The sequence below is a fragment of the Burkholderia sp. PAMC 28687 genome (assembly GCF_001577465.1).
Taxonomy (GTDB): domain Bacteria; phylum Pseudomonadota; class Gammaproteobacteria; order Burkholderiales; family Burkholderiaceae; genus Caballeronia.
This window is the reverse complement of the sequence record NZ_CP014508.1, coordinates 88,445-112,401: the sequence shown is the minus strand read 5'-3', so window position 1 is coordinate 112,401 and position 23,957 is coordinate 88,445. Positions and strand designations below refer to the sequence as shown.

The window sequence follows — 23,957 nt, the reverse complement described above, 5'->3', positions numbered from 1 at the left end:
GGCAAAACGCTCGCAGCGTCATAGTCGCAGGCGATTCCTTCGGAGCATTCTTACTCACTCTGACGAAGGAGTCGACAGCATGGCGCAACGCGTAGAACATCATCCCCTTGAAGACGCTTTTGCAGCGCTTCTGCTCAACGGCCTGGACGGCGCGGGCGAAGCCCTGCGCATCCTGGTCAACGAAGCAAGCAAGATCGAGCGGGCGCAGTATCTCAATGCCCAGTCTCATGAACGAACCGCGGAACGAATCGATTATGCGAACGGCTTCAAACCCAAAACCGTCATGACACGCGTCGGCGAACTGACCTTCAATGTTCCCCAGGTGCGCGGCAGCGGCTTCTACCCCAGCGCGCTCGAAAAAGGAACTCGCACCGAGCAGGCGGTCAATCTCGCGCTGGCCGAAATGTACGTCCAGGGCGTCTCCACCCGCAAGGTCACCGACGTCCTGGTCAAGCTGCTGGGGCCGGAGGTGTCGATCTCCTCGACTCAGGTCAGCCGGGCTGCCGAACAGCTCGACGCGGGTCTTGCAATCTGGCGTGAGCGTCCCCTTGATGAAACGCCTTACGTCTTTCTCGATGCCCGCTATGAGCGTATTCGTGAAGCGGGTCACCTCGTCGATTGCGCCGTGCTCGTCGCCGTCGGCATCACGGCAGGCGGTCATCGTCGGGTCCTGGGCGTGTCGGTTGCCCTGTCCGAAGCTGAAGTTCACTGGCGAGCCTTCCTCGACAGCCTGGTTCGCCGCGGCCTCAAGGGCGTCAAGCTCATCGTCTCCGACGATCATGCCGGTCTTAAGGCTGCCCGTCGCGCGACGCTGCCAAGCGTGCCCTGGCAACGCTGCCAGTTCCATCTGCAGCAGAATGCGCATGCTTACGTTGCTCGTCTCGATCAGCGCAAACCCGTGGCGCTCCGTATCCGGACCATCTTCAATGCCCCGGATCGCGCCGAAGCCCAACGTCTGCTGAAGCAGGCGGTCGAACTCTGGGCCGTCGAAGCGCCTGCGCTCGCTACCTGGGCCGAAGACAATCTGCCTGAAGGGTTTGCCATCTTCGAGCTGCCGCATGCCCATCGGATCCGCCTGCGCACTACCAATGGCCTCGAACGGATCAATCGCGAGCTCAAGCGTCGCACCCGCGTCGCCTCGATCTTCCCGAACGCCCCATCCTGCCTTCGTCTTGTCTCTGCCTTGCTGGCCGAGTGCGACGAAGAGTGGATGAGCGGAAAAATCTATCTCAACATGAACGCCTGATCTCCGCTTCTCGATGGAATCGCCTGAACGCTTTTACAGAAAAAAAGTTGCACAACCAACGGGTGCCAGGCTTGAAGTCCACCGGCACCGTCAACACCTTGGTCGACTCATTGAAGTCAACCGCGCCCACCGACCACGGAGCGCTGATCCCCAGCGCCGCTTCAAATACCTTGGCCGTCATGCCAATACCCCCGTTTTGCCGTTCAACCAGCCGAAACCTTACCCACTCGATTTTAAAGAGAGCCTGAATTTGGAAGATTTCAACCGCAATTCGATGAGGTCGATCAGGCCCTGACGAGTAGGAAAGTCATCTCTTTGCTAAGCCCCGACTGACCCACGCTAATTTTCAATGACGTATCGCACCGGGGCTTCGCTTCTTCTTTTCGAGGTCCGTCACGCTAGCCTCGAGAAAGAGCCTAATATTTCGACAACGGTCGCGCTCTGGCGATTGTCGGCCATCATGCGATCGTCAAAGTGATCTTCTTTGAGCCTGACGTTATACGACGCACGCCAACCGAATGGCGTCGGCGCAGTTATCGAGCGCTCTGACTCGCTCGGATGTTATTCGACCGCTGCAGCACGAGAGGTCGAAGAACAACACGCCTTCAAACCTTACACGGTCAGCTCAGGGATCACTGATTCAGGTGCAGGAACGGCTGCCGGCGTTGAAACTTTTTCCTTAACTGCGGGCACCTTGCGAGCGGCTTTTTCCGCCGCGCCGTTCTTCGCGACTACGCCAGACCTCTTGGCAGCGACTTTTTTGCTCACAGTAACTGATTTCGTGACCGGAGCTTTCTTCTCGACTTTCTTCTGGACCTTCTTCGCTACGGTTGTCGCCACCTTCTTCGCGGTCGGCACTTTGACCACACCCTTCTTTGCTGCAACCTTCCTAACAACCTTGTTCGTTGCGGTTGCTTTCTTGGCAACCGCGTTCGTCTTACGGCTTGCTTTGCTTGCAACAGGCGCTTCGACCGGGCTGACCTCAGCGTCAATCAGAAATTTAGCGCGGTTCTTTACATTGATTAGCCATGCAGGTGCACGCCCTTTCCCACTCCACGTGGCACCCGATTTCGGGTGCCGGTATTTTGCGGGTTGCGGGCCTTTGGCGTGACGATTGCCCTTCCCTGTCGTTGCTTTCGTCACTGCCGCTTTCGTACTTCCTGCCACGCTGGCCAGGACGTCAGCGCCATCTGCAATCAGGAATTTCGTGCGGTCTCTGACATTAGCAATCCATGCGGGAGCGCTCCCACGTCCCGTCCAGGTGGCACCAGTTTTCAGATTCTGATATTTCGGCGCAACCTTCGTACCCTGTGCGTTGGATACCTTTGATTTCGTCGTGGCTACTGACCCTGCGAGTGCGTTCGCATCTCGCTTTGCTTTTGCCTTGGCCTCAATATCGGCCGTGGTAAGCCCATGTTCAAGCATTAAGCTGCGAATCTGGTCGACTGCTAACTGAGCTTTTTTTGCGATGAGCACTTCAGCTTGTAGCTGCAGTTTCTTTAGCTTTTCCTGGATTACTTCGAGCGTAGGCATTGATAACTCCGAATTAGATTGTTCGCACTATGCCACGTGAACGTACTTCCGAGAACCAGATAGTCCGATTTCGCAGCCTGAATAATGTCAAAGCACTAAGAAATCCAGATATTTCTGTCTTTACCGCTCAGATGACTGCACTGACACCGAGCAGTTCCACGCGATGCGCCCTTTTATGTATGGTTTCCCGTAGCTGAACTTCTCAGCGTGCACGGGCATGCTATCGGGAAACATATCGACAACTGATCGACTTTTGAAAGCAAGTTGCTATGGGCGAGGTCGTGCTTCTTTTCGTGCCCCATGTCATTCACTTCACATGCAACATCGTTAGTCGACATCGCTTGGCGCCACACCGGCATCCATATGTCGCCTTCAGTGCTTTGATTGGCCGGGTCCCCACGTCAAGCCGGTAATCGATCAGGATTTCGTCGCCTGGTTTGATCTTCGCGATGGTGCGGATGTAAATCCTTTCTCCGTCCTGTTCCGCTTCGCAGTTCGGCGCACAGCTAGTAAGCGCTAGTTTAAGCACACGTTGAAGTTGAAGTTTTCGAGTTGAACAATGACGGCTTCGTTTATGAAGGAGTCGGCAGATGGCAAATCGATACGATGAGCGCAGACAGGTGTGGGCCAAGCGATTTGAGGACCAGAAGAACTCTGGTCTGAGCGTGCTGGCATGGTGCAAAGCGGAAGGGGTGAATCAGTCTGGATTTTACAGGAGCCGCCGTCGCATGCTCGAAGTGAGCGGCTCGCAGGCCAAGACGAACTTGATTGCCGTGCCGATGAACCCATCACCTGCTCGGCAGGCAGGATGCGATCGTTGATCAACCGGCGGATCGCGTGACTGGTGATGCCGAGCTGTTTTGCGGCTTCGGACATCGTCAACCATTCCCCATCCTTCTCTGCCGGCCTGTAGGCGTGGATGTCACGCACGCGCCGTATGGAGCTGACACGGTGTGCGGTCCAGGTCTTGCCTTGGCCGGTCCGCATTCCCATCCGGTTCAACGATGCAGCGATGTCCTGATCTGACCATCGGGTTGCCATGCTGCGGATGACCGCGAGCGCTTCGTCGGACGTGCTACATCCATGCTCGCCCGATCCGGGCTTGCGGACCCGTAACTGCGAATGCTGACCGCCTTGCCAGTGAATCGTCAGGATGACTTCACGCGCCGTTTCGTCCACGTCGGCAACAATATCGACGATCAGGGCGCGAACAAGTTGCTGGCGCATGCGCATCGTGACGTTCGGTGCATTCCAGGCAGCAGTGAGGTCTTCCGCAAGCTTCGCAAAGTCAGGAGTGGGGACATCCGCCGCCGGCGTGCTTACCGTCTCCAGGCGCGTCTGGCAGGCCAGCACGCGGTGCAATGCTGCTTCCCAATTCTTCTCCAGCTGCGCGGCAATCAGACGGTTGTCAGGATCGCAGGCGGCATAGCGCCGCTCGGCCAGTGTGGCTTCGTACTGCGCTTGCTGCAGTTCAAGTTCCACGATCCGTCGCTGCCCGTTCAGGGTGTCCACGTGCATTTGCTCGGCCTGCCGGGCTGCTTCGATTGCCATTGGTTCCACGACACGCAATAGCTCCTTCCCGATAGCGGCGTCGATGCGAGAGCCCCCGAAACTCATGCATTGCGGTGGCATGTCAAAGCGGGCACATCGGTAGACAGGTTGCGGTATGCGCCCAGTATAGGCCACGAACAGGCGGCGCCCACAGCGTGCGCAGGCAAGCAGACCTGCCAGCAGTGCCCGGCCTCCGCGGCTCGATTTTACGTCGCCCGCTTTGCCATAGGCATTGGTCGCGAGCTGCTTCTGGTTGCGCTCGAATTCAGCCCAGTCGATGTAGCCTTCGTGATGTTCCCTGAGCAGGACATCCCATTCATCAAACGGCTTGGGGTGCTTGTAGCTCTTGCGCGCGCGCCCATCCACGATCGCCATCTGCTTGCCGCTCTTGCCATATACGTAAGCTCCGGCGTAGAACGGATTCTTGAGCACCGAGATCACGTTTCGATAGCGCACCGGTATCCAGTCGAAGTGGGTCAACGTCCTGCCATCAGAGGGGCGCGGGAAGTGGACCTGTTCAGCTCGCAGCGACAGTAAAACCTGCCGTGCGCTGCCCAGTTCGCGGAAGCGTGCAAAGATCAGGCGTATGACTTCCTGCAATCGCAAATTCGGATCAAGACCCAATCCCACTTCCCGATGCCAGATGTAGCCGAACGGCACGCTGATACGCAAATCGCCGCGGTAAGCCTTCGCGCGTTTGGCATCGAGCATGCGCGTACGAAGCACGTTGAGCTCGAATTCACTGATGCTGCCTTTCATTCCGAGCAGTAACCGGTCGTTTGCCCGACAAGGATCGTACACACCGTCCAGGTCGATTACCCTGGCCTCGACAAGCCCGCAGAGTTCAAGCAGATGGTGCCAGTCGCGCCCGTTACGTGCAAGACGTGAGGCGTCCATACAAAGGACCGCTCCGACTTCGCCAGCACACAGTAAAGCCACGAGGCGCTCGAAACCGGGCCGGGCGACTGCGCCGCTGGCAGAACGGCCCATATCCTCATCGATAACCTCGATGTCGCGAAATCCCCGCCGCTTGGCTTCCTCCACAAGGTCGTATTGCCGACGCCGGCTTTCGAGGTTTGTCTGTACCTGAGTCTGCGTCGACTGCCGGACGTAGATCACCGCTTTGCGTTTAAGAAGGAGCTCAGGCAAACGATCAACGTTCGTCATCGTTATGCTCCTTTGGCGTGGCGACGCCGGCGGCCTGCATCAGCAGGCTCGCCAGATGGGTGATTGCCCTTGCGCGTTGTACCGCGCTCATCCCCTGAAGCTCGACGGCGTCGAACGTCATGTTCATCTGGCGCGGTATCGATTGCAACGACTGCAGACTTGCTGGAACGACGTTTGGCAGCTTGCCCATTGCGCTTCTCCCGGACGATGGTGGAATCGTCCGGTGAGTTTCCTCGCAAACGTCGATCAACAAGCAACTGGTGCAGATTGCGCAGCGCCATCACGGTGACTCTCGGGTCACCAAGCTCCATGCACGAACACGCGGCAGCATCCAGCATCCACCCGGCAATCATCTTGACCGTACCGCATCCGGCATCGATGTGGACTACTCGGCTTCCGCCGCGCTGCTCAACATCTCTAACCTTGACGCGGTGCCCATACAGCGGGTGCCAACGATAATGGACTTCAACTTCCTGCCCGATATGGGCAGAATGAACGGGCAATGGCGACCAGCAGAAAATCGTGGTTGTTCAATGATACGGTGGCCGGGGCGAAAGCCAGTGCAACGATCTACAGCTTGATGCTCACCTGTCGGGCGTGCGACGTTGAGCCGTTCGAGTACCTGTGCGAAGTGCTCACCGAGTTGCCCCAGCGCGCGGCTGGTGCCGACGTGAGCGACTTGCTGCCATTCAACATCGGCGAGCGACTCGCTCGACGCAAACCAACCTCCGACTAACGCTTCTAATGCGTCGGCTCCACGCCAACGCCCACTCCCATCCTTCGCTTTGGACATCGCCGACCTCGGTCGTCGCGGTGCGGCCGTCTTCGTCTTGTCAACGTGTGCGTAATTGAGCGGTTACCACAGCTATGATTGATCCAGCGAGCGGAATTGCCGCCGACTGCACCATCGATCGATCGTCCATCGCCCAGGTTAAAGTAGAAGGTATGGCCCTTTTCCGCCTGCGTGCGCGCAAACTGGCAATTCGCCTGCTGCTCGGACAATATTTCACCCTAGTACTCCAACAGGTAGTCGCCGCGTGCGATGAACGTCGAAGCAAAAACACCTCGTCCGTAATTGACGAGCGTCTAACGAAAAATCTACGCATGCTGCCTCTCTAAAAAACCGTAGCCGACCGCCCTCTTCTCACGGCACAATTCTAGAGGTACAAACGGCAAACGACATCCGGCTCATGCGAAAAGGTACGCTGCGTTTTAGACGACAACCTGCTCGGGGAACACTTGTTCGCTATGAAGAGCGTGTCGCCGAGGTGTTGGGGGGCGCACGGGGCGATCGCGTGATGATCAGATCGATCCATGCAGACGGGTCGACACGCATCACTGCAGTCAAATGGACGAACTTGATTCCACTGAGCAACTTGCTTTTTTGACCAGCGGTCACGACGACGAGTCCGCGAGTCCGTGAGTTCGCGCCTTCGATTCAAGCCGTTGCCTACACGTTAGATCGCCTCGCGGAATCGGTGGGTTTGCTGGTGACGATCAGGTCAAACTTGTACTGCGCAAGATGCCCTGTTGATCGCTCTGGAAAAAAATCCTTTTGCAGTGACTTGTTAATATCGATGCCAACATACATAACACGGATGCGCCTGCATCTGTCCCATCTGCCACATCTGCCACATCTGCCACATCTGCCACATCTGCCACGAAGGGGGTTCGCTTCGCTCGACGGTTTCAAGCAAACAGGTAATCGAAACCGGGAATTGCGTTGTATCGTGGCGGGTACCAGAGTCAACCGCTGGATCAAAGATTGTTCTGTGTTCGATGAATGGTTTGCATGGTCAACGTGATTTCCCTCGTGGCGTCGTTCATTCTCGCGAACGCCTCCGGGAGGTTCCAGCTGTGTAGAAGCTTTTGTTCGAACTCCTCCAGCGACAGGTAAATTGTTTAGGAGTCCGCTGCGTGTGTACCGCTCTGATCGAGCGAAAGTAGTTCGACCTGCTTTCGCTTTTTGCTGGACAGAGCATGCGGGTATTGTCCATCTTGAAGGTCTGGGCAATGCCTTGAGGGTCGCCTCGCCTGCGACTAGCTTCGAAGGCTATCAAGGCTAAAAAATACGGATCGAATGGTGTGACCGACACGTCCCTGAATCCGCAAAACAAACACGTCTGTCGTTGGCGCATACGCGAACATCCATTGTTTCTCGCATCAGCATACGTAGGCACGGCAACCTTGCTAGGGCCTACGCCCGTTATTTTAGCTGCCGGGCAGGGAGTCCTCGGGCACTCAGGCTGAGAACGGTTAGTTTGTCGAACGATACGAATGTTTCTCCACCAAGCCATTGCCCGTCAAATGCCGCAACGCCATCGGCGAAATCACCGCCCTCCTCCATCGCAGCCAGTCCAGCCTCTACCGCGGGTCGATTGACTGCGACGGTCGTCGTACTCATCAAACGGCGAACTGCGTCAGCGATCTCACTCGATGCGATTCCGTACCCTTTTGACAGCACCCATACAAGCTCACACAATGTAGGTAGGGCAATGGCAACGAGAGAGGCGCTGGCGAGCTGAGATTGGGCAAGCTCGCTTTGTTGCGCATCGTCGCCGATCAACGCCCGCACCAGCAAATTGGAGTCGGCGGTGATTCTCATTTTTTGTTATGCCAGGTGTCAGAGGCAAGATTGGCGATCGCTTCGATTGTGAGAGTCGGTTGTCCGGGCTTTTTCAAAAGATTGAACATCGCACTGATTGGCTCCCCTCCCCGCTCGGCGCTGATAACAACGCGACCCTCAGGGAACATCTCGACTGCGATTTTTCCTCCTGGCTGGACGCCGAGATGCTCAAGAACCTCCTTTCGAAGCGTGACCTGCCCTTTAGCGGTGACAGTAAGTTTGATCACAAAATTAGCGGCTTGTCGTAAGTAAGGCATATTAACCTTACTTTTCATTTAAGGCTGTTTGACTTAGCATCATTTGCATCAATACCCGTAGAAGAGCCTGACCTCGGTGCTTCCACACGCTGGAACGTAAATCCGCAGATGAGTGTTGTGGAAAGCCGTAATCTTTGTCAGTTCGACACCACGGTGCACGGCGTACTAGCGACTGTCTCTTTCGTTTAATCATCTTCCCGAAATCTCGCTGCTAGAGGCAGCATATGGTCGTTATGCATTTCCAGAAATGTCTGCGCGGCTTCGCGGTCGCAACAGATTCCGTAACTCTGCGAGATGATTGCGCGCCTTTATTGCGACAGTGGGTTTTGACGTTTCCTCATGGTGAAGTGCCGGTTCTTTCGCGACCTGTAACTTGCCAGACCTGAATGCTTTGGCAAAACCCAGTTGCCAATTAACGGCTTGTCGATGAACGCCTTCTGAAGAATCGAAAAGGGTCAATGCCTGTCCATCAGCACTTAGCGTATAGGTTCGTTTCCCGCCTGCTTCGACGAAAACTTTCCCAGCACATTGGGTAATGACTACGTCGGCTTCCCGCTGCTCGTGCGACTGTTTCTCGGCCTGCTGATGCTCGCGGACCTTGGTTCGAAGTTGATGTGCGAAATCCACAGGATTGCGCAGCAGGGCGCGAAGGTAGTTGATGGGAGCCCTCGCAGTTTTGAGGTGTTGCCATGTGACCTCGACGACGTCCGAGAGGCGTTTGCCGTGATCACGTGCTTCACGCATAAGTTTAAAAATCAAAAAATCTAAAAACCCCAGGGTCCGCAACCGTTGAAGATCGGCAGGCACTTGACCCGGTTGTCTCTTTTGAGAAGAAGTAGGGTAAAGATTCCTATGTATAGCACCGTCTGCCACGGTGGCAGACGGTGGCGTAAATGAAGGATTGTCTGCGAGGCTGGAGGTTGCGTTGGGGTTTGACTTTGTTCCCGAGAGCTCGGGTATGGTAGTTTCCACAAGACCGAGGAGGATTGCTGCACGCTCGGTGAGATGAAGGTAAGAGCGTCCAAAAAGACCCGCTTCGACGTAGCGCGATTGCGCACGGCGTTCGACCAGGCCAGCAGCTTCCAGATCGTCGAGGCTACGATAAAACGTTCGCATGGAAAGCATTGCGCGACCGGTAAGCAGCTCACGGCGCGCATAGATCGCTGCATAGGGTTTGGATGCGTCGACGGTGCGGGCGAGGGCGGCGAGCACCGCGCGGGCGCGCTGGGGGAGCTGTTCGGTTCGAGTCGCTCGAAAGGCCGCACGAAAAATGACCCACGGCAGGTTGACTGATTCTGCGTGAAAAGCGGAGAGGGCATCGCGATCTTCCAGATGCAATTCACCCTCGCCAGCAACGAAGCGTTGCGCGATAGACATGTCGAGCGTCCATTAAGAAATGGATGAGTTTTGCTTGACTGTCGATCTCGTTGCGCTACACTCCGGGATGTTGACATACCCTTTCCAGTTTCCAGCTGGGGAGTGTGGTGCGAGGTTTCCAGCCAAGCCCACTAACGCAAAAGCCCTCGGTTCCAGCCGCGGGCTTTTGTCTTTCTAGCGTCCCTGTTTCATTTCAGATCCAATAAAGTTGGTAATACGATCATGTTCAACCTGTCATCAAAAACTGATGTCGTTGATTTTTAACGAGTTTTAGTTTTCTGATGTCGTCTGGGCGGCTGATTCGGTTTCTAGGAGTTGCTGGAGTAAACCGCGTACTCTAGTTGCCTCCTCTTCCGATCGGAATTGCAACCGCATCACGTTTTTAGCCTGACGAACCTCGCAGTAGGTCGTCTTGCCCTGCCTGATTTTTGTTGCGATAGGTGCAGGAGAATCTTTCTTGGACTTTTGCGGGTCGGCGGATGCTAGCTTCACAGTTTGACCTTGATCGATTTCACCAGCGGCTAACTTTTCGACAGCGAGTGTCACTTGGGCTGCGCGCCCTTTTTTCGTCAAGCTCGCCAGTGCGCTAGCAGCAGATGCCCCCAAAATCGCTGGATTTTCAGCGCAGATTGACAGAACGTCAGCCGGTAAATTGTCGAAGGATAAGACGTACGAAACCGCTGTCTCTGACAAACCAGATTGTTTTGCTAGCTGCGCGTGCGTGAGACTGGGATGGCGGCTACGGCGATCTTTAAAACCCATGTACTTTTCGTAGTCGGTGAGATCCGACTGCATCAGATTGGCAAAGAAGGCGCCGTCGCTCGCCTCATCCGCGTTGCCTTCGTCGAAAACGGCCCTAATCGTCTTTCTACCAAGGTCCCTGAAGGCATCGATTCGATGGTGACCGGAAATGATCTCTAACCGTTCGTCGGGCAGCCGTCGAACGACAATGGGATGAATAAGGCGATTATGTCTAAGGTTTTCCCGTAGCTCGACGTATCGTTCTTCGGTCATGTGCCGGCGCCTTCCCGGTACTTCGACCAATTCACTCAGCGAAACGTCCATTGCGCCAGACGCGCCACTAGCGACCTGTTTTTGCAACGCGACCACCTGAAGCGACATAGCGTCTATTTCTGCTTGCTTCTCTTTAAGTATTGGAAGTGCTTTCATCATTGCCCCAGGGGCAGTCTTAGGGTCCCTCGGTGCACTAACTTCATCCGATACGACGATCGGTGCAATGAGCGCCGTTTTAGCAGCGAGCCTGTCTTTAATGCTCATGCTGACTCCTTCTGTGCTTGCCAAAGAGCAACTAATTCTTGATCAATCATTTCGGCGAATCGGTCGTAGGCCTCTCTTGCGCGCTGATACGTCCGATTGCTGCCGTCGTACTTACTGATGTCATAGACAGTGCCAAACTCAGCTGCGGCGCTTGCGGTAACAGTCGTAGTAGGAATTTCGATCGGCAAGACAAATGATTCATAGGTTCGGTTGATCCAATCCCGCACTGCGTGTGTGGAAGCGAGACTTGAGTCGACCTTGGAAAGGAGTACATGAATAAAGTCGTATCGCTTCTGCTCCACGTCAGGCACTAACCCCTTCATGTTGTCCGCAAGATCAGCGAATAGATTCCAAAACTGTGTCGATGATGCATAGTCAAGGGCCGACGGTGGCGTAGGAACAATCAGCGCGTCGGCTGCCATGAATGCGTTGATAGTCATGTACGAGAGAGCAGGGGGCGTGTCAATGATGACCACGTCATACTCTTCAAGAACAGGCTCCAACCCTTTGTTCAGAACGTTCCAAAATTCGAAATGCGGATCTTTGGACTGCTTGAAAGGAAGGTAAAATTCGGCGGAAAACAGCGCGGCGCTAGCGGCAATCAAATCTACGCCATCCCAATACGTCGGCTGGATAGCGTATTTGACATCGTCTTCTTCCCCGTAAATCAATGGCAAAACCGTTTGCTCTTCCTCGACCTCGCTGTCAGCAAGGGTGCCGGTCAATGCAGTAAGTGACGCTTGCGGATCGAGATCAATGATCAACACTCGCCTGCCATGGAGAGACAGGCCTTGGGCAAGAGTCATCGCGGTAGTCGTCTTTGCGACGCCTCCCTTGAAGTTGCCGATTGCGATTTTTTTGCCTTTGGTTCCGTCCGGGCGCTTAATAAAGGGTCCCAATTTATCTATCCACACCCGAGTCTCGGCGAGGGAAAACTCGCGGGTGCGATTGTTCGCAATTCCCGGTGGCAAGCCGAGCTCCGGCTTATCCCAAGAATAGATAACCTTCTTGCGCTCGACTCGACATAGCGCGGCCACCTGTGACGTCGTAAACACCGGTGATTTTTTTCGCGGATGTGGTGCTAGCATGCTTTCACGGACATTGACGAGCATCTGGCTCGCGCGGTCCGCAACTTTTCTTAGATCGCTCAGCGGTACACCGGGCAGCACATGCTTGATTTCCGGAGCTATCGACAAGATGGGTTTGTCGACACGAGGACGTACATCAGACATATGGGAAACCCCTGACTTTTGGCCGGAAACTAATGGATTACTCGAAACTTGCTCTTTTCGCCAACATCTAGTGCAGTAGCCGACTTTTTGGCGAATTGGAGCGACTGTAAACGGTAAACTTATACAAGACAAGTTTACTTTCCGGACGTGAGCGTCAAGGGGGAAGGGCCGGGCGGAGTCAAACCTCGAACAAACATCAAGTTCGTGAAGCAAACGCCTGTTGCCGTGAAACAATCCTCAGAAAATCGTAATCGGTTTAGCGCCATGCTCTGCAAGGAGCGGCAGCGACACGACATCAATGTTTCACGGAAAAGTGGCGACGCCGACCGCGCGGGCCTCGAAAATCTATAGAAGTCACGCGTTAGGGGCGGCAGTTGAACAAAGCGTAGCAAACAATACGTTTTTGACATCAAACGTAACACTCCCTCTCCTATTTGTTCTACTGCGGAATTGATTAGCACATCTTGCAGACCGATAAAATCGTACTTATAGAAGGTCTGGTGCCACCACTCGTCTATGAAATAAGCAAGATCTATAGCGTCAACGCGCACCAGTTGACTTAGTTGACAAAAGAGACATACGAGAATAGAGTCAATGAAGTCTGCACTGCAGCAGGATGCTTATGCCCAATACCCTCGAATTCATCGCCGACCACCTCCCGACAATCACAGCGGATGACGTGGTCCGTCGATTTTCGGCCACCGTCGACATCCGGGATGCCTCCGCGTTTGCTGCTGAATTGCAGGCGTTCGTTCAGGAGCACGTCGAAGCCGTGGAGCTGCCCGCGAGGCTAGATAGGAAGACCGCGGAACAGCATCTGGCCCGTCAAGCTTCATCGTTGCGAGCCGAAACGCACTGGACGCCCGGCGAGACGGATATTCAGCGCGGTCGCGCCGTGCGCTTGAACCTCTTTAACCAGCCGCACAATCTGCCCTTGGCCGAATTCGCCCGCTTGGCGAATAAATCGCGTCAGCAGATTTACAAGGACATCGAAGCGCGCCGACTGTTGGCGCTCAATGTCGGACCGCGTGGCCAGAAATTACCTGACTGGCAGCTCGATGGCGTGAAGCAGGCATTGACCCAGGCCGTGCTCGAAATGGGTGAGGGGGTCGACAACTGGACGGTGTATCGCGCGCTGTCCGAACCCCTCGAAGGCCTTGGTGGACGCACGCCGGTTGAGGCCGTCACGACGGGCTCGCTCGAGGACGTGGTCAACGCCGTATGCAACGTGTTGGGTGTGCATTGACGCGGGGTGTGCGCGCTGCGTTGCCGTCATTTTCCATTGACGCAGGTGAATTGCTCCAGCACGTGAGTCGGGTTATTTACCGCAACAAGCCGTTGTATTACGGCAATAAAGGCACCAACCGGTACGACGCCCCCGGGCGCAACTTTGGTGTCTTGTATCTGGGCCGTGACCTTCCCACAGCACTGATGGAATCCGTGTTTCATCAGCACGGTTGGCTTTGGGATACGAAGCGCTCGATCGCGTTAGCAGAAGTCGAAAGCCGGATCGTGCGGGTCGTCGGCGTGCTCGAGGATCTGTGTTTGGCCGATCTCACCGCGCCAGGTGTCATGGCGGGAGACTTTGGTTTGAATCTGGAGCAAATGGCCAGCCGTGACTACACCTGCACGCAGCAAGTGTCAGGTGAGGTGTATGCGCTCGTGGGCGATGATGGGCAGCCGCGGTTCGATGGCGTGCTATATCCGTCGCGCAATAATTATCCCGGTACCGGCGTGGCGGTTTTCGAGCGAGCCGAAGCGAAAATCAAAATAATCACGGACGTCGATCTCGTTGACCATATCGGGTGGCCCGACTTCGTCGCGCGCTATCGCATCGGGATAGAGCCCGATGTCGGTCCGACAAATCACGAGGACGAAGTCAACTGATTAAACGCAGATATGTTGAGGTCACGACGGAAAACCGAAGCAGAAGTGGGAGGTTCCTGTCGTTACTTTGCACGTTGCTGCATAAATCAGGTCGGCGTCGCCCGCCGCTGTTGTATCGATCTCGCTCGACTGCGCAGATGGCAATTTCGGCAAGAAAATCTCGGTCGTCAAAACGTAAGATCTTGTCGCTTCGGGACATTAAAAACGCCGATTAGAAAACGCAATTAACCGTCTGTTCGACTTGCCCGCGCGACAACTTCCAATGACCAATGCCGTCTCGGATCAGTAGTAGGAAAACCGTTGACAAGCGGTCGTCGTCATTTCATGCCTCAGCTTAGTTAATATGGTTATTAATGATCCGCAATGGTCGGTGAATCTGGTCAAACACCTTAATGCAGAAGATTAGTATTCCTGATAATTGTTATTATCAGATAAGGTTTTAATGCGTAAAATCCGGGGTATCGCACTTTATCACTGGCTTTGAGCTAATGATCTGCTTTAAAACGGGGTTCGCGGCGGGGCAGGGCACCTTCGGTGGAGCAAGGAGGGAGCTTGGCTAACCAGACCCAGCAACTGAACTTGCCGGCGCCTCGCACCTACACGCGCACCGACTTCACGGCGTTGCGTGCGTTCGTGCAGCACATCGCGCCCGCGTTGATCGCGCGGCGCTATTACGATCCGGATGACCGCAGGGTCTCGCCGCAGGCGGCGACGCCCGACGCGATGGAGCAGTTCCTGCGCACGATGCTCGATGACCTGGTGCAGCTTGCGTTGCGGCACGGCTCGGCCGTGCTCGCCACCCACCTGAAAGCGTCGATCAAGCAGCACGGCAGCGCGAAGCTCACCGCCGTCACGCTGCGCATGGTCGAGCAGGCATCGACCTTGGCGGCGGCCGTGCCCGCGCCCGATCATGGGCTCGGTCTGTGGTTTCGCCCGCTAGTGACCAAAAGACTGGTGGGAGAGGGGATCAACACGCTGGGTCAGCTGATCGCCTACTGCAATTCGCACGGCGGAAGCTGGTGGCGATCGATACCGCGCATCGGGCCGCATCGCGCCCGTGTGATGGTCGCCTGGCTGCGCCGGCACGAGCGCACACTCGGCGTAAAAGTCGACGCCGATGTCGACACCCGTCCGCTCGTACCAGCTTCCGATTTACACAATGTGGTGGTGATCGGCGGGTCGGTCGAGGCGCCGCGACTGGCGCCGTTCGAGCGGCTGGCGATTCCGACAGCGCTGTCGGGTGAACACGGCAGCAATCGCGCGCGCGAGTTCGCGTTCATCCGCGCGCAGCACGATCTCGCTGCCGTCCACGCCTACCTGAATCGCTATCGCGACCGGTTACCGACCCTGCGTGTGTACACCAAGGAGATCGAACGGCTGGTGCTGTGGCTGGTGGTGGTGCGCGGTGTCGCGCTCTCGTCGATGACGGTGGAAGACTGCGAGGCATATAAGGATTTTTTGAAGGGGCCGGTGGCGAGTTTTGTGGGACCGAAACGCTCACGGACGAGCGGCCGGTGGCGACCTTTTACGCCGGAAGGGTTGTCGCCCGACAGTCAAGCGTATGCGGTGCGTGCGATTCGCGCGGCGTTTGCATGGTTAACGACGGTCCGCTATCTGGCAGGGAATCCGTGGAGCGCGGTGACGGATCCCGCGACGGTAACGAAGGAAGTTTCCGTGCAGGTCGACCGTGCGTTGTCGGCCGATCTTTGGGCGCTTGTGCGCCGGGCACTCGATCAGCGCTGCGGGAATCAGCTGCTCAACGAAACGCCGGAACAAGTGCGACAGTGGCGAACAGCGCGCGCGGCGATTTTGCTGATGGGCGATTCGGGTTTGCGTCGCGAAGAAGCGGCGAACGCGCGGCGCCAGGATCTGCGCGCAATGCGTCACGTGGCGTCGGCGGGCGCCGCGAAAAAAGCGGGGGAGGGCGGGGCAGCGCAGGTTGAGATGTGGGCACTGAGCGTGGTCGGCAAGCGGCGCCGGCAGCGGACGGTGCCGGTGAGTGCGGCGACGGTTCGCGCGTTGCGCGCGCACTGGATTGATCGCGGTGAAAACTTCGATGCGGCTCAGGACGATGCTCCGCTGATCGCCCCGCTGGTGATTCCCGCGACCCTTAGCGCACGCGCCAAGCACGGCAATGAAGACGGCGAACGGGGCGAAGACGCGACCGAAGTGCAATCTGATGGCGATGATCGTACGCATGCGAAGAGGGCGTATGCCCCGGATGCGCTCGCGCGGCTGGTGCGGCAGGCCATGAAGCAGCTCGCCGGTGAGTTGTTACGGGAGGGTGTTTTATCGCACGATGCCCATGCGCAGTTGCTGGAAACCTCCGCGCATGCGTTTCGCCACACCTTTTTACAAGGGCCGTTGCTCAGGACATGCCGATCGACGTCGTTCAGCGCGTTCTCGGTCACGCCTCGCTGCAGACAACGTCCATTTATGTGCGCGCCGAACGGCAGCGCATGCTTGATGCCGCGGCCCAATACTATTCAGAAGACGGCGGTTAGCGTACGGATGTTGCTGCAACGTCGCCGACGTCGAGCAATACTGCTGGAAGGACCGCGCTGATGCGAGCGCGAACGGGATGAACCACCGGAGTTCACAGTGAGAAGAAACGCCGAAAACAAGTTGATCGTTGTCGCCGTGCGCATTGATCCGCAGATAGAGCAACGACTGCGACTGCTTGCCGAGACGACGGGGCGCAAGCAGTCGTTTTTTCTGCAGCAGATGATCGAGTGCGGTATCGACGCCATCGAAGAAACCTGGTTGCCGCATGAAACGCTGGGTCAGGTTCCGAGTGGCAAAATGCCGATGTCGCAACCAAACGGCGGAACGTCCGATCTTTTCGGCGATGTCGTCGACGATGAACGTTAGGTTAGAACTGACCTCAACGGCTTTTTATCGGCCTATGCGGTGCTCGGACACAGGCAACAGGACAACGCTATACCGCCGAAAATTTGCCCAACAGCGCAATGCCGGTTCGCTAACTTTGGCTGGGGCGAATGTATTCTGGAGGTGATTCGACCACGCTCAACCTCTGTCGCCATCAAATCAGGTTTTCTTTTCGCGCAGCGACTGCAACGGTGGTCGGCGAATCAGAAAGTGGAACGAAGCGTCGTGTTTCGCCGTCGAGCGCATCGATGCGACCCATCTCGATGTCGTAGACCCACCCGTGCAAATTCATGAGCCCTTGCTCGAGCGCGAGCGCCACCGATGGATGCGTGCGCAGATTCGCCAGTTGCGCGATCACGTTTTCGCGCACAAGGCCGTCAAGCTTCGCGCGAGGCGTGTCGAATTGATGTGCTGCGTTGATTGCTTTTGCGGCGTCCGAATGACGAAGCCAGTTAGCGACCGCCGGAAGATGATCCAGACACGTACAGCGTGAAATTGCACCCATCGCACCGCAATCCGAGTGGCCGCAGATCACGATGTCCTGCACCTTGAGCACTGCGACCGCATATTCAACGGTGGCTGAGACGCCACCGGGTTCTGGACCATAGGACGGCACGATGTTGCCGGCGTTGCGGATCACAAATAGTTCGCCCGGTTCGCGCTGGGTGAGGAGCTCTGGCACGACACGGCTATCCGAGCAGGTGACAAACAACGCCTTCGGGCTTTGGGTCGTAGCGAGTTGCCGGAAAAGCTCGATACGTTGCGGATAGATATCGCGCTGAAAGCGCAGAAAGCCGTCATTAATGTCACGCATGATTTCCTCCAAAGTCGAATGCTTTATGCTGGCACTCGTACTTGACATGCCGTGGCGCCGCTGGGGCCGTTATTATCGACGACATCGTGGATGGGTGTCGATCTACAACGGCCCTCAAGCTTGGGTAAGCCGACGGATACCCATGCGTCATACCCAGGATCGCTGTTGCGCGTTAACCCGATGCGCAAAACCAGCGTCACACCCGAAAACGCGAGTTGACATTTTTATACGCGCAATGTTGGCAAAATTGAGTCGGTGTACGTTAGTGCACGAGATCGCCGACTGCTATGCCGCCTCCTATGGCATGGCGCTCACTCCATCGAATACGTGTTGTCCTGGTCGGCATGGCGTCGAAGACATCAATACCGCGCGCAGCAGTGCCACTACCGGCGACGCGGCTGTGTACCACCGATCTCTGTACATCTACGGCTGTAGTACTAGCGAGATTTTTAACAGGCCTATCGAGTTAACGGCGTTTCTTGAGGATTTCGTAAATGGTATGCTTGCCATCATTGGGTTGGAGGCTTGCAGAAAATCTCAACACCGGGCCCGGTGGTTGATTGAGATGGGCGATCAGGTGAAGGTTACGGCTGTGACCGGCTGTTTTGTGCAATGCGTACCGGTGTACTAATCGTCCAGCATGCAAATGGAACAACATCTAAAAGGAAAATCGTGAAAGCGCTGAAAAAACTTAACTTGAAAGGTGTCGCTGTTTTAGGTGTATTTGGCTTGGGAAGCCTGACATATCTGACCGCGTATGGTCAAAGCCAGGCACTCCCCTTAGTTACTCACGCCGCGTTTTTTTCTGCTGAAACACATCAGATTCCCGTGTTAGACCCGCAAGTTTTCGTCACTGAGCCTTCGGGCTCCGCAGGTATCGGCCCGCAGGGGATCAGACACGTCGCAGGCGTCCGCAACGCGCGTCGAGATGATCTACGGACCTTGCCGATCTTGAATGCTTCCGGCAAACCGCTCGGCATGTCTCTAGGCGCATGGCTGGATGCTAACGGCGAAGTTTTACTAACTCCCCAGGCGAACGGGGGGGAAAAGGTCACGGTGATCCTTTCTAACCTCAAGCCAGGCGGTCACTACAGTCTGTTTGAGAATCACTTCGACCAGAAGCCGGTTGGTTTCACGCCGCTGGATGGAGCCGGCGAGGCGAACAGCTTTGTCGCTGATACCGTGGGCAAGGCGGTCCTGACGACGACTGCACCGGCACCACTTACGCATGACAATGCAGTGCTCGTTGTCTATCACTCGGACGGCAAGACGTACGGAAATTCCCGTGGAGACATTGGCGTCAATGCCCACCATCAGCTGATCGTACGACCGTAGTGGCTACTGACAATCCGGCGTCACTCATTCCCAAGGCATACAGCCCGATCGGCTGTCCCGGTCCTAATGAGGCAATGTCCGAAGCGTAGTTGAAGGTTGAAGGTGGCGGTTTCCTGGTTAATCTGAAAAAATCAGGCTTGCCAACGACGAAACCTCGGACAGGAGAACCGCCGCAGTGAATCCTACCAAGACGACCCGTCACAGAGCTAGCGTTCCATTTGTAAGCGCTAATTTAAGCACACGTTGAAGTTGAAGTTTTCGAGTTGAACAATGACGGCTCTGTTAATGAAGGAGTCGGGCAATGACGAATGGATACGATGAACGCAGGCAGATGTGGGCCAAGCGATTTGGGGACCAGAAGAACTACAAGGGCTTCCCCGTTGAGCAAAAGCTCAATCGAAGCTCGGAGTGCATACATGTTGCATTGCCATTCGGCGTGCGTGAGAAGGTGAAGGACTGCTGTACTACAACCGGTCATATTGGGCTGGTGGCCCGGACCCTGATGAAAGACGCGCGCAAGGACCTCATTCTTTGGATGGGATGGTAATCCCCGTTCTTCTGACAGGCACACCTTGCGCGGGTCCATCCCGCTTCATATCACCGCTGGGAGTGCAAAGTGATCGTTAATCTCTCGTGTTTGCTCTGATGCCTCTGGCTGCTTGCCTATCGGGCGTTATGTTCGTTCATGCGGACGCCGATACGTATTTGAAGGCGTCGCCTTACTTAAGAGTCGCCCGCGCCATGCGCGTATTCTTCGCGGCGATGGCGACAGCCGCCCGCCAGTAGCCGCGACGCTCGACGAGACTTATCACCCAGCGGCTGAAACGGTCCTGCTTGTCGCCCAGACTCGCCATCACCGAGCGAGCTCCGAGTATCAGCAGATTTCCTAGGTACGCATCTCCCGTCTTCGTGATGCCGGCCAGCCGTTCCTTCCCTCCGCTGCTGTACCGGCTTGGCGTGAGGCCTATTGCTGACAGTCGCTTCCATGACCACTCTCCTTTCCGGTGAAGGGAGAATCAGTGGGCGCCGACTGCCCTTGGCGGTACCCGACCGTCAGGTCAGGGTTGTTAAGTTTTCCGTGTTACGAAGGCGAAATTGCGTGTGCGGTCAAAGTTCATGGCATTGCGATGAAGTGTGACGGCGATGTTGTGAACACGTCCGGCACGCAGACAGTTCAACGTCATTGAGCGCAGGCGGCCCAGCACACCGGGTTTATTGCGTACCCTGCAGTGGTCCTCTCGCAGCGTTACGTCGCGCACATGATGATTCTGATTCTCGACGCTCCAGTGCCCTCGAATGGCTGCTTGGAAAGTTGCCGCACTGAGAGTGTCCGTGCTGATCCACCAGGCTGTTTCGTCGGTTTTTTCCCAGCCTGCGCCGTGCCTCTTGCGCTCGACAGTGCGTGAGATTCGGGCGACCTGCTGTACAACCGGCTGCCAACCATCGGGGAGCCAGTTTTGCGGCAAATCAAAGGTGTGCACGGTGCGCGTCTCGATGCGACCATGGCCCTTGTCATGCTGAACGTCGCATTGCGTGGCGGTACGGTGACGTGCCAAGTCCTCACACGCCGCGAGTAAAGTCGGCTGGTTCCCTTTAACCTGCACCAGGATATCGGCTTTCTTTTCTGAAGCGATCATGAGCGTTTTTTTTGACAATGAAGCGCATCCAGTGTGAAGACCCGCCCGGGAAGTCCCATCGATTCGATCAGCGCCTGCGCGGCGGGGATCTCGTTCGATTTTTCCGACACCTCAACGTGTCCGAGCACAATCAGATCATCGTGATCGAAGGCCGACACCAGTTGCTGCGCTGGCGTATCCAGTACGCGTGACGCGCTGCCTCGAAGCGCCTTGCCGTCAATGGCGATGAACTGTCGTCCTGACGCAGGCGTGCTCAGGCCGCAGGCATGGGAGCGAACCGCCGATTCAAGTTCTATTTCGTCTATGCTCAGCAAAAAATTCCTGATTCCCACCCAGCTCGGGGCCTTGCGCCAGGCCGTACCGAACAACTGGTTCAACTGTTCCAACCGCTCGTCGATAAAGGCTTCCATCTTCCTGAGTGAGAACGAGCCTGCCAGCATCGACAACACCACCGCACATAGCAGCGGTTCGAACTCGTAACGCTTGCCATGTGCACCACGCCCATCAACCAGTCCGGAAAAAACACCGCCGAAAATCATCCTTACCTCGCTCCATCATGTTTTCCGAAAGTTAACATGGACGAAGAAAAGTTAACAGCCCTGACCGTCAGGTGCCCTTCGCGTTTCTCCAAAGCAGCCGTCAATATTTTGTGGCGAGATGCCCTGATCTAATGATTGAAGCCTACAGGACAAGGAGCTTTCTGCCCTGTAGGGGTGTTATTTTCGCACTGTCGCCCGTCGGATCGGCCGATATAGAATGGGTAGTGGCAATTACACGGACCTCCCCAACGGTTTACCCTTTGATAAACTCGAGCAGATCAGCGTTAATGGTTTTGGCTTCCGTTGTCGGCATGCCGTGTGGAAAGCCTTTGTAAGTTTTCAAGATGCCCTTCTGCAACAATTTGGCGGTGAGCGGACCGGAGTCAGCATAAGGAACAATCTGATCATCGTCGCCGTGCATCACCAAGGTGGGAACTGTGATTTTCTTCAAGTCATCTGTGAAGTCGGTTTGCGAGAAGGCGACTATGCCGTCGTAATGCGCTTTGGACCCTCCATTCATGCCTTGCCGCCACCAATTCTGGATAATACCTTCGGACGGTTTCGCCCCCTCGCGGTTGTACCCATAGAAGGGTCCAGCGGGCAGGTCACGGAAGAATTGAGCACGATTGTTTGCAACTTGTTCTTGTAACCCGTCAAACACTGATTTCGGCAAACCTCCGGGGTTCGCGGCGGTCTGGAGCATCAATGGTGGAACGGAGCTAATCAGTACGGCCTTTGATACCCGGCTTTCTCCGTGCCGTGCAAGGTAGCGCACAACCTCGCCGCCCCCGGTGGAGTGGCCGATGTGAATGGCATTCTTCAAATCAAGGTGTGCGGTCACCGTAGCCAGATCGTCCGCATAGTGATCCATGTCATGCCCATCGGCGGTTTGAGTTGATCGACCGTGACCTCGTCGGTCATGTGCAATCACGCGAAAGCCGTGATTTAGGAAGAACATCATTTGAGTATCCCAATCGTCGGCGCTCAGAGGCCAACCGTGCGAAAAAACGATCGGCTGTCCGCTACCCCAGTCTTTATAAAATATCTGGATGCCGTCTTTGGTCGTTACCGTATTCATAGCGATATTTCCGTTGGTGTGACCGTTGTAGGCCGGAGTCTTCGTGGCGCGATCAGCGGCAGATGCAGATGCAGCGAAGGGTAAGGTTGAGGCCGCACCGACCGCCGCAGCGATTTTGAAGAGCGCTCGACGCGTCGTCACGAACGGTGATTGGCCCTGTGTATCTGACATAATTTTTCTACCTTTTATAAAAATTTGATGATCGCTTGATATTTAGTCGCCTGCAAGATAGCGATCCATAAGGGCGAGACCTTAAAATACCAGAAGAGTGCTCAGTACAAAAAAAATCGAGGCGGGCAATGTCGCAAGCGTAGATGAAGGTTTTGACGTCGTTTTGACGTGGTTTTGAAGTGGCTTTGAAGTGGTTTTGAAGGGGGTCTGAGCTTCCCCCTGTTTTTCGTGTTCCAAGGGTCGAACATTATGCCGCCAGATTCTTCTCCTGGTGAGTCGTGATCCAGTCTTGCATGAACTGGGTCGGCGACACTTGGCCGAGCGTGGAGTGGCGACGACTTCGGTTATAAAATACTTCGACGTATTCAAACAAGTCCGCGATCGCGTCAGCATGCGTGGCGTACCGTCTCTCGTGAACTCGTTCGTTCTTCAAGCTGTTGAAGAAGCTTTCAGTCGGGGCATTGTCCCAACAATTTCCTTTGCGACTCATTGAACACGTCATCCCGTACTCGACGAGTTTCGCCTGAAAGGCATGACTTGCGTATTGGCTGCCACGATCCGAATGGCACAGCGCACCCGGGGCCGGCTTACGGCGGAACCATGCCATTGTCAGCGCGTCGATCACCAAGTCGGTGCTCATTTTCGCTTTGATCGACCAGCCAACGACCTCACGGTTAAACAGGTCCAATACGATCGCCAGATACAGCCAGCCCTCGTCGGTCCAGATATAAGTGATGTCCGAAGTGAAGACCAGGTTACGGGCATCTGTCGTGAAGTTTCTGTCGAGCAAATTGGGGGCGATCGGCAGCTTGTGCTTCGAATCTGTGGTGACTTTGTAGCGACGCTGATCCCACCGATCACCAAGCCTTCTTCGCTCCAGTCAAACTGAAACGCTTCGCCTAATGAGAAGTGCAGCGGTACAAACGCGTTTGCTGAAATCGACTTGCCTTCGGCGACTCGCCACGTCCGGATAAAATCAGTCACCCGCGAATAACAGCCGTCATAGCCGGCGGCCTGAAGCTGCTCAAACAGCGTCCATGTCCTGCGCCGCTCCTTCCTCGGGCGCAGCGCGTCAACAACCAACGCCTCGATAAGCTTCTCGTGAAACGGCGTGAGCTTGGATACCCGCTCCGCGCGTTCGTACTTCGGTTCCTGCGCGGTACCTTCTTTTAAATACTTACGAATTGTGATGCGCGACAAACTCGTCAGCCGCGCGATCTCGCGCACCGACTTGTCCTGGCGGTGAAACATCCGCCGTACTTTGCCAATCATGGTCATCGGGAGCATCCTCTAAACCTCTGCTTCTAAAAGCAGCAGGTTAGGCTGGTTGCCCAGGTTAC

At 55.8% G+C, this 23,957-nt stretch carries 21 protein-coding genes and 5 pseudogenes; 9 read left to right on the top strand and 17 right to left on the bottom strand.

Annotation, left to right across the window (positions count from 1 at the left end; all coding sequences use genetic code 11):
• Window positions 1-79: 79 nt before the first annotated feature.
• Complete coding sequence (locus AX768_RS30225; protein WP_061999926.1) at window positions 80-1,246, top strand: IS256 family transposase; 1,167 nt, start codon at window positions 80-82, stop codon at window positions 1,244-1,246.
• A gap of 55 nt (window positions 1,247-1,301) precedes the next feature.
• Here the strand turns inward: AX768_RS30225 and AX768_RS33100 are convergent.
• From AX768_RS33100 to AX768_RS30205, 5 genes and pseudogenes are all read right to left on the bottom strand, one after another.
• Window positions 1,302-1,427, bottom strand: a pseudogene (locus tag AX768_RS33100) (ISL3 family transposase); the annotation flags it as partial.
• Window positions 1,428-1,858: 431 nt separating this feature from the next.
• The gene (locus AX768_RS34220; RefSeq protein ID WP_062003852.1) at window positions 1,859-2,779 is read right to left on the bottom strand and encodes an H-NS family nucleoid-associated regulatory protein; all 921 of its coding nucleotides are present in this window, start codon (window positions 2,777-2,779) and stop codon (window positions 1,859-1,861) included.
• Between the two features lie 307 nt (window positions 2,780-3,086).
• Complete coding sequence (locus AX768_RS33985; RefSeq protein ID WP_231941665.1) at window positions 3,087-3,308, bottom strand: SET domain-containing protein-lysine N-methyltransferase; 222 nt, start codon at window positions 3,306-3,308, stop codon at window positions 3,087-3,089.
• The gene (locus AX768_RS30210; RefSeq protein ID WP_082779173.1) at window positions 3,296-5,497 is read right to left on the bottom strand and encodes a recombinase family protein; all 2,202 of its coding nucleotides are present in this window, start codon (window positions 5,495-5,497) and stop codon (window positions 3,296-3,298) included. Before AX768_RS30210 ends, AX768_RS33985 begins: the two co-directional genes overlap by 13 nt.
• A complete protein-coding gene (locus tag AX768_RS30205; RefSeq protein ID WP_062003851.1) occupies window positions 5,484-5,687 on the bottom strand; it encodes a hypothetical protein in 204 nt (67 codons plus the stop codon). Before AX768_RS30205 ends, AX768_RS30210 begins: the two co-directional genes overlap by 14 nt.
• Before the next feature lie 306 nt (window positions 5,688-5,993).
• Here AX768_RS30205 and AX768_RS30200 point away from each other — a divergent pair.
• Both AX768_RS30200 and AX768_RS30195 read left to right on the top strand, forming a co-directional pair.
• A pseudogene (locus tag AX768_RS30200) lies at window positions 5,994-6,233 on the top strand (transposase domain-containing protein); the annotation flags it as partial.
• 131 nt (window positions 6,234-6,364) lie between these two features.
• Window positions 6,365-6,616 (top strand): hypothetical protein, encoded by a 252-nt coding sequence (locus AX768_RS30195; protein ID WP_062003849.1) that lies wholly within the window; start codon window positions 6,365-6,367, stop codon window positions 6,614-6,616.
• A gap of 1,087 nt (window positions 6,617-7,703) precedes the next feature.
• Here AX768_RS30195 and AX768_RS30190 read toward each other — a convergent pair.
• The 5 genes from AX768_RS30190 to AX768_RS30165 all read right to left on the bottom strand — a co-directional run bounded on the left by AX768_RS30190 (window position 7,704) and on the right by AX768_RS30165 (window position 12,267).
• Window positions 7,704-8,102: a type II toxin-antitoxin system VapC family toxin gene (locus AX768_RS30190; RefSeq protein WP_062003848.1), complete on the bottom strand. Its 399-nt coding sequence runs from the start codon at window positions 8,100-8,102 to the stop codon at window positions 7,704-7,706.
• Entirely contained in the window at window positions 8,099-8,398 is a 300-nt protein-coding gene (locus AX768_RS30185) for an AbrB/MazE/SpoVT family DNA-binding domain-containing protein (RefSeq protein WP_218778458.1), read from the bottom strand. The genes AX768_RS30190 and AX768_RS30185 overlap by 4 nt, the downstream gene beginning before the upstream one ends.
• 213 nt (window positions 8,399-8,611) lie before the next feature.
• Window positions 8,612-9,757, bottom strand: a complete 1,146-nt coding sequence (locus tag AX768_RS32350) for a Replication protein O (RefSeq protein WP_082779171.1) — start codon at window positions 9,755-9,757, stop codon at window positions 8,612-8,614.
• A 270-nt stretch (window positions 9,758-10,027) separates the two neighbouring features.
• Entirely contained in the window at window positions 10,028-11,035 is a 1,008-nt protein-coding gene (locus AX768_RS30170) for a ParB/RepB/Spo0J family partition protein (protein WP_062003845.1), read from the bottom strand.
• The gene (locus AX768_RS30165) at window positions 11,032-12,267 is read right to left on the bottom strand and encodes a ParA family protein (RefSeq protein ID WP_082779170.1); all 1,236 of its coding nucleotides are present in this window, start codon (window positions 12,265-12,267) and stop codon (window positions 11,032-11,034) included. Before AX768_RS30165 ends, AX768_RS30170 begins: the two co-directional genes overlap by 4 nt.
• 622 nt (window positions 12,268-12,889) lie before the next feature.
• Between AX768_RS30165 and AX768_RS30160 the strand changes: the two genes are divergently transcribed.
• The 4 genes from AX768_RS30160 (at window position 12,890) to AX768_RS30145 (ending at window position 17,025) form a co-directional block, all read left to right on the top strand.
• Complete coding sequence (locus AX768_RS30160; RefSeq protein WP_062003844.1) at window positions 12,890-13,513, top strand: hypothetical protein; 624 nt, start codon at window positions 12,890-12,892, stop codon at window positions 13,511-13,513.
• Window positions 13,514-13,521: 8 nt separating this feature from the next.
• The gene (locus tag AX768_RS30155) at window positions 13,522-14,154 is read left to right on the top strand and encodes an RES family NAD+ phosphorylase (RefSeq protein ID WP_086383870.1); all 633 of its coding nucleotides are present in this window, start codon (window positions 13,522-13,524) and stop codon (window positions 14,152-14,154) included.
• Between the two features lie 552 nt (window positions 14,155-14,706).
• Window positions 14,707-16,719 (top strand): site-specific integrase, encoded by a 2,013-nt coding sequence (locus AX768_RS30150; RefSeq protein WP_335340497.1) that lies wholly within the window; start codon window positions 14,707-14,709, stop codon window positions 16,717-16,719.
• A gap of 36 nt (window positions 16,720-16,755) precedes the next feature.
• Window positions 16,756-17,025 carry a hypothetical protein gene (locus AX768_RS30145; protein WP_062003842.1) on the top strand — a complete coding sequence of 90 codons (270 nt, stop codon included), beginning with the start codon at window positions 16,756-16,758 and terminating at the stop codon, window positions 17,023-17,025.
• A 172-nt stretch (window positions 17,026-17,197) separates the two neighbouring features.
• Here AX768_RS30145 and AX768_RS30140 read toward each other — a convergent pair whose 3' ends face one another.
• Window positions 17,198-17,857 (bottom strand): carbonic anhydrase, encoded by a 660-nt coding sequence (locus tag AX768_RS30140; protein WP_062003841.1) that lies wholly within the window; start codon window positions 17,855-17,857, stop codon window positions 17,198-17,200.
• A gap of 672 nt (window positions 17,858-18,529) precedes the next feature.
• Between AX768_RS30140 and AX768_RS30130 the strand changes: the two genes are divergently transcribed.
• Together AX768_RS30130 and AX768_RS30125 are read left to right on the top strand one after the other, a co-directional pair.
• Entirely contained in the window at window positions 18,530-19,192 is a 663-nt protein-coding gene (locus AX768_RS30130) for a hypothetical protein (RefSeq protein ID WP_231941664.1), read from the top strand.
• A 301-nt stretch (window positions 19,193-19,493) separates the two neighbouring features.
• Window positions 19,494-19,739, top strand: coding sequence for a hypothetical protein (locus tag AX768_RS30125; RefSeq protein ID WP_062003839.1), 246 nt, complete (start codon window positions 19,494-19,496; stop codon window positions 19,737-19,739).
• Between the two features lie 172 nt (window positions 19,740-19,911).
• Here AX768_RS30125 and AX768_RS32340 read toward each other — a convergent pair.
• From AX768_RS32340 to AX768_RS32335, 6 genes and pseudogenes are all read right to left on the bottom strand, one after another.
• Window positions 19,912-20,160 (bottom strand): annotated as a pseudogene (locus AX768_RS32340) (transposase); the annotation flags it as partial.
• 99 nt (window positions 20,161-20,259) lie between these two features.
• Window positions 20,260-20,847 carry an ISAs1 family transposase gene (locus AX768_RS30120; RefSeq protein WP_155524382.1) on the bottom strand — a complete coding sequence of 196 codons (588 nt, stop codon included), beginning with the start codon at window positions 20,845-20,847 and terminating at the stop codon, window positions 20,260-20,262.
• Window positions 20,826-21,368, bottom strand: coding sequence for an ISAs1 family transposase (locus AX768_RS30115; protein WP_062003837.1), 543 nt, complete (start codon window positions 21,366-21,368; stop codon window positions 20,826-20,828). Before AX768_RS30115 ends, AX768_RS30120 begins: the two co-directional genes overlap by 22 nt.
• A gap of 253 nt (window positions 21,369-21,621) precedes the next feature.
• On the bottom strand, window positions 21,622-22,446 hold the full coding sequence (locus AX768_RS30110) for an alpha/beta fold hydrolase (RefSeq protein WP_062004069.1): 825 nt from the start codon (window positions 22,444-22,446) through the stop codon (window positions 21,622-21,624).
• A gap of 418 nt (window positions 22,447-22,864) precedes the next feature.
• Window positions 22,865-23,464 (bottom strand): annotated as a pseudogene (locus AX768_RS30105) (IS3 family transposase); the annotation flags it as partial.
• Window positions 23,464-23,895 (bottom strand): annotated as a pseudogene (locus AX768_RS32335) (IS21 family transposase); the annotation flags it as partial. The pseudogenes AX768_RS30105 and AX768_RS32335, both read right to left, overlap by 1 nt.
• Window positions 23,896-23,957: the final 62 nt, after the last annotated feature.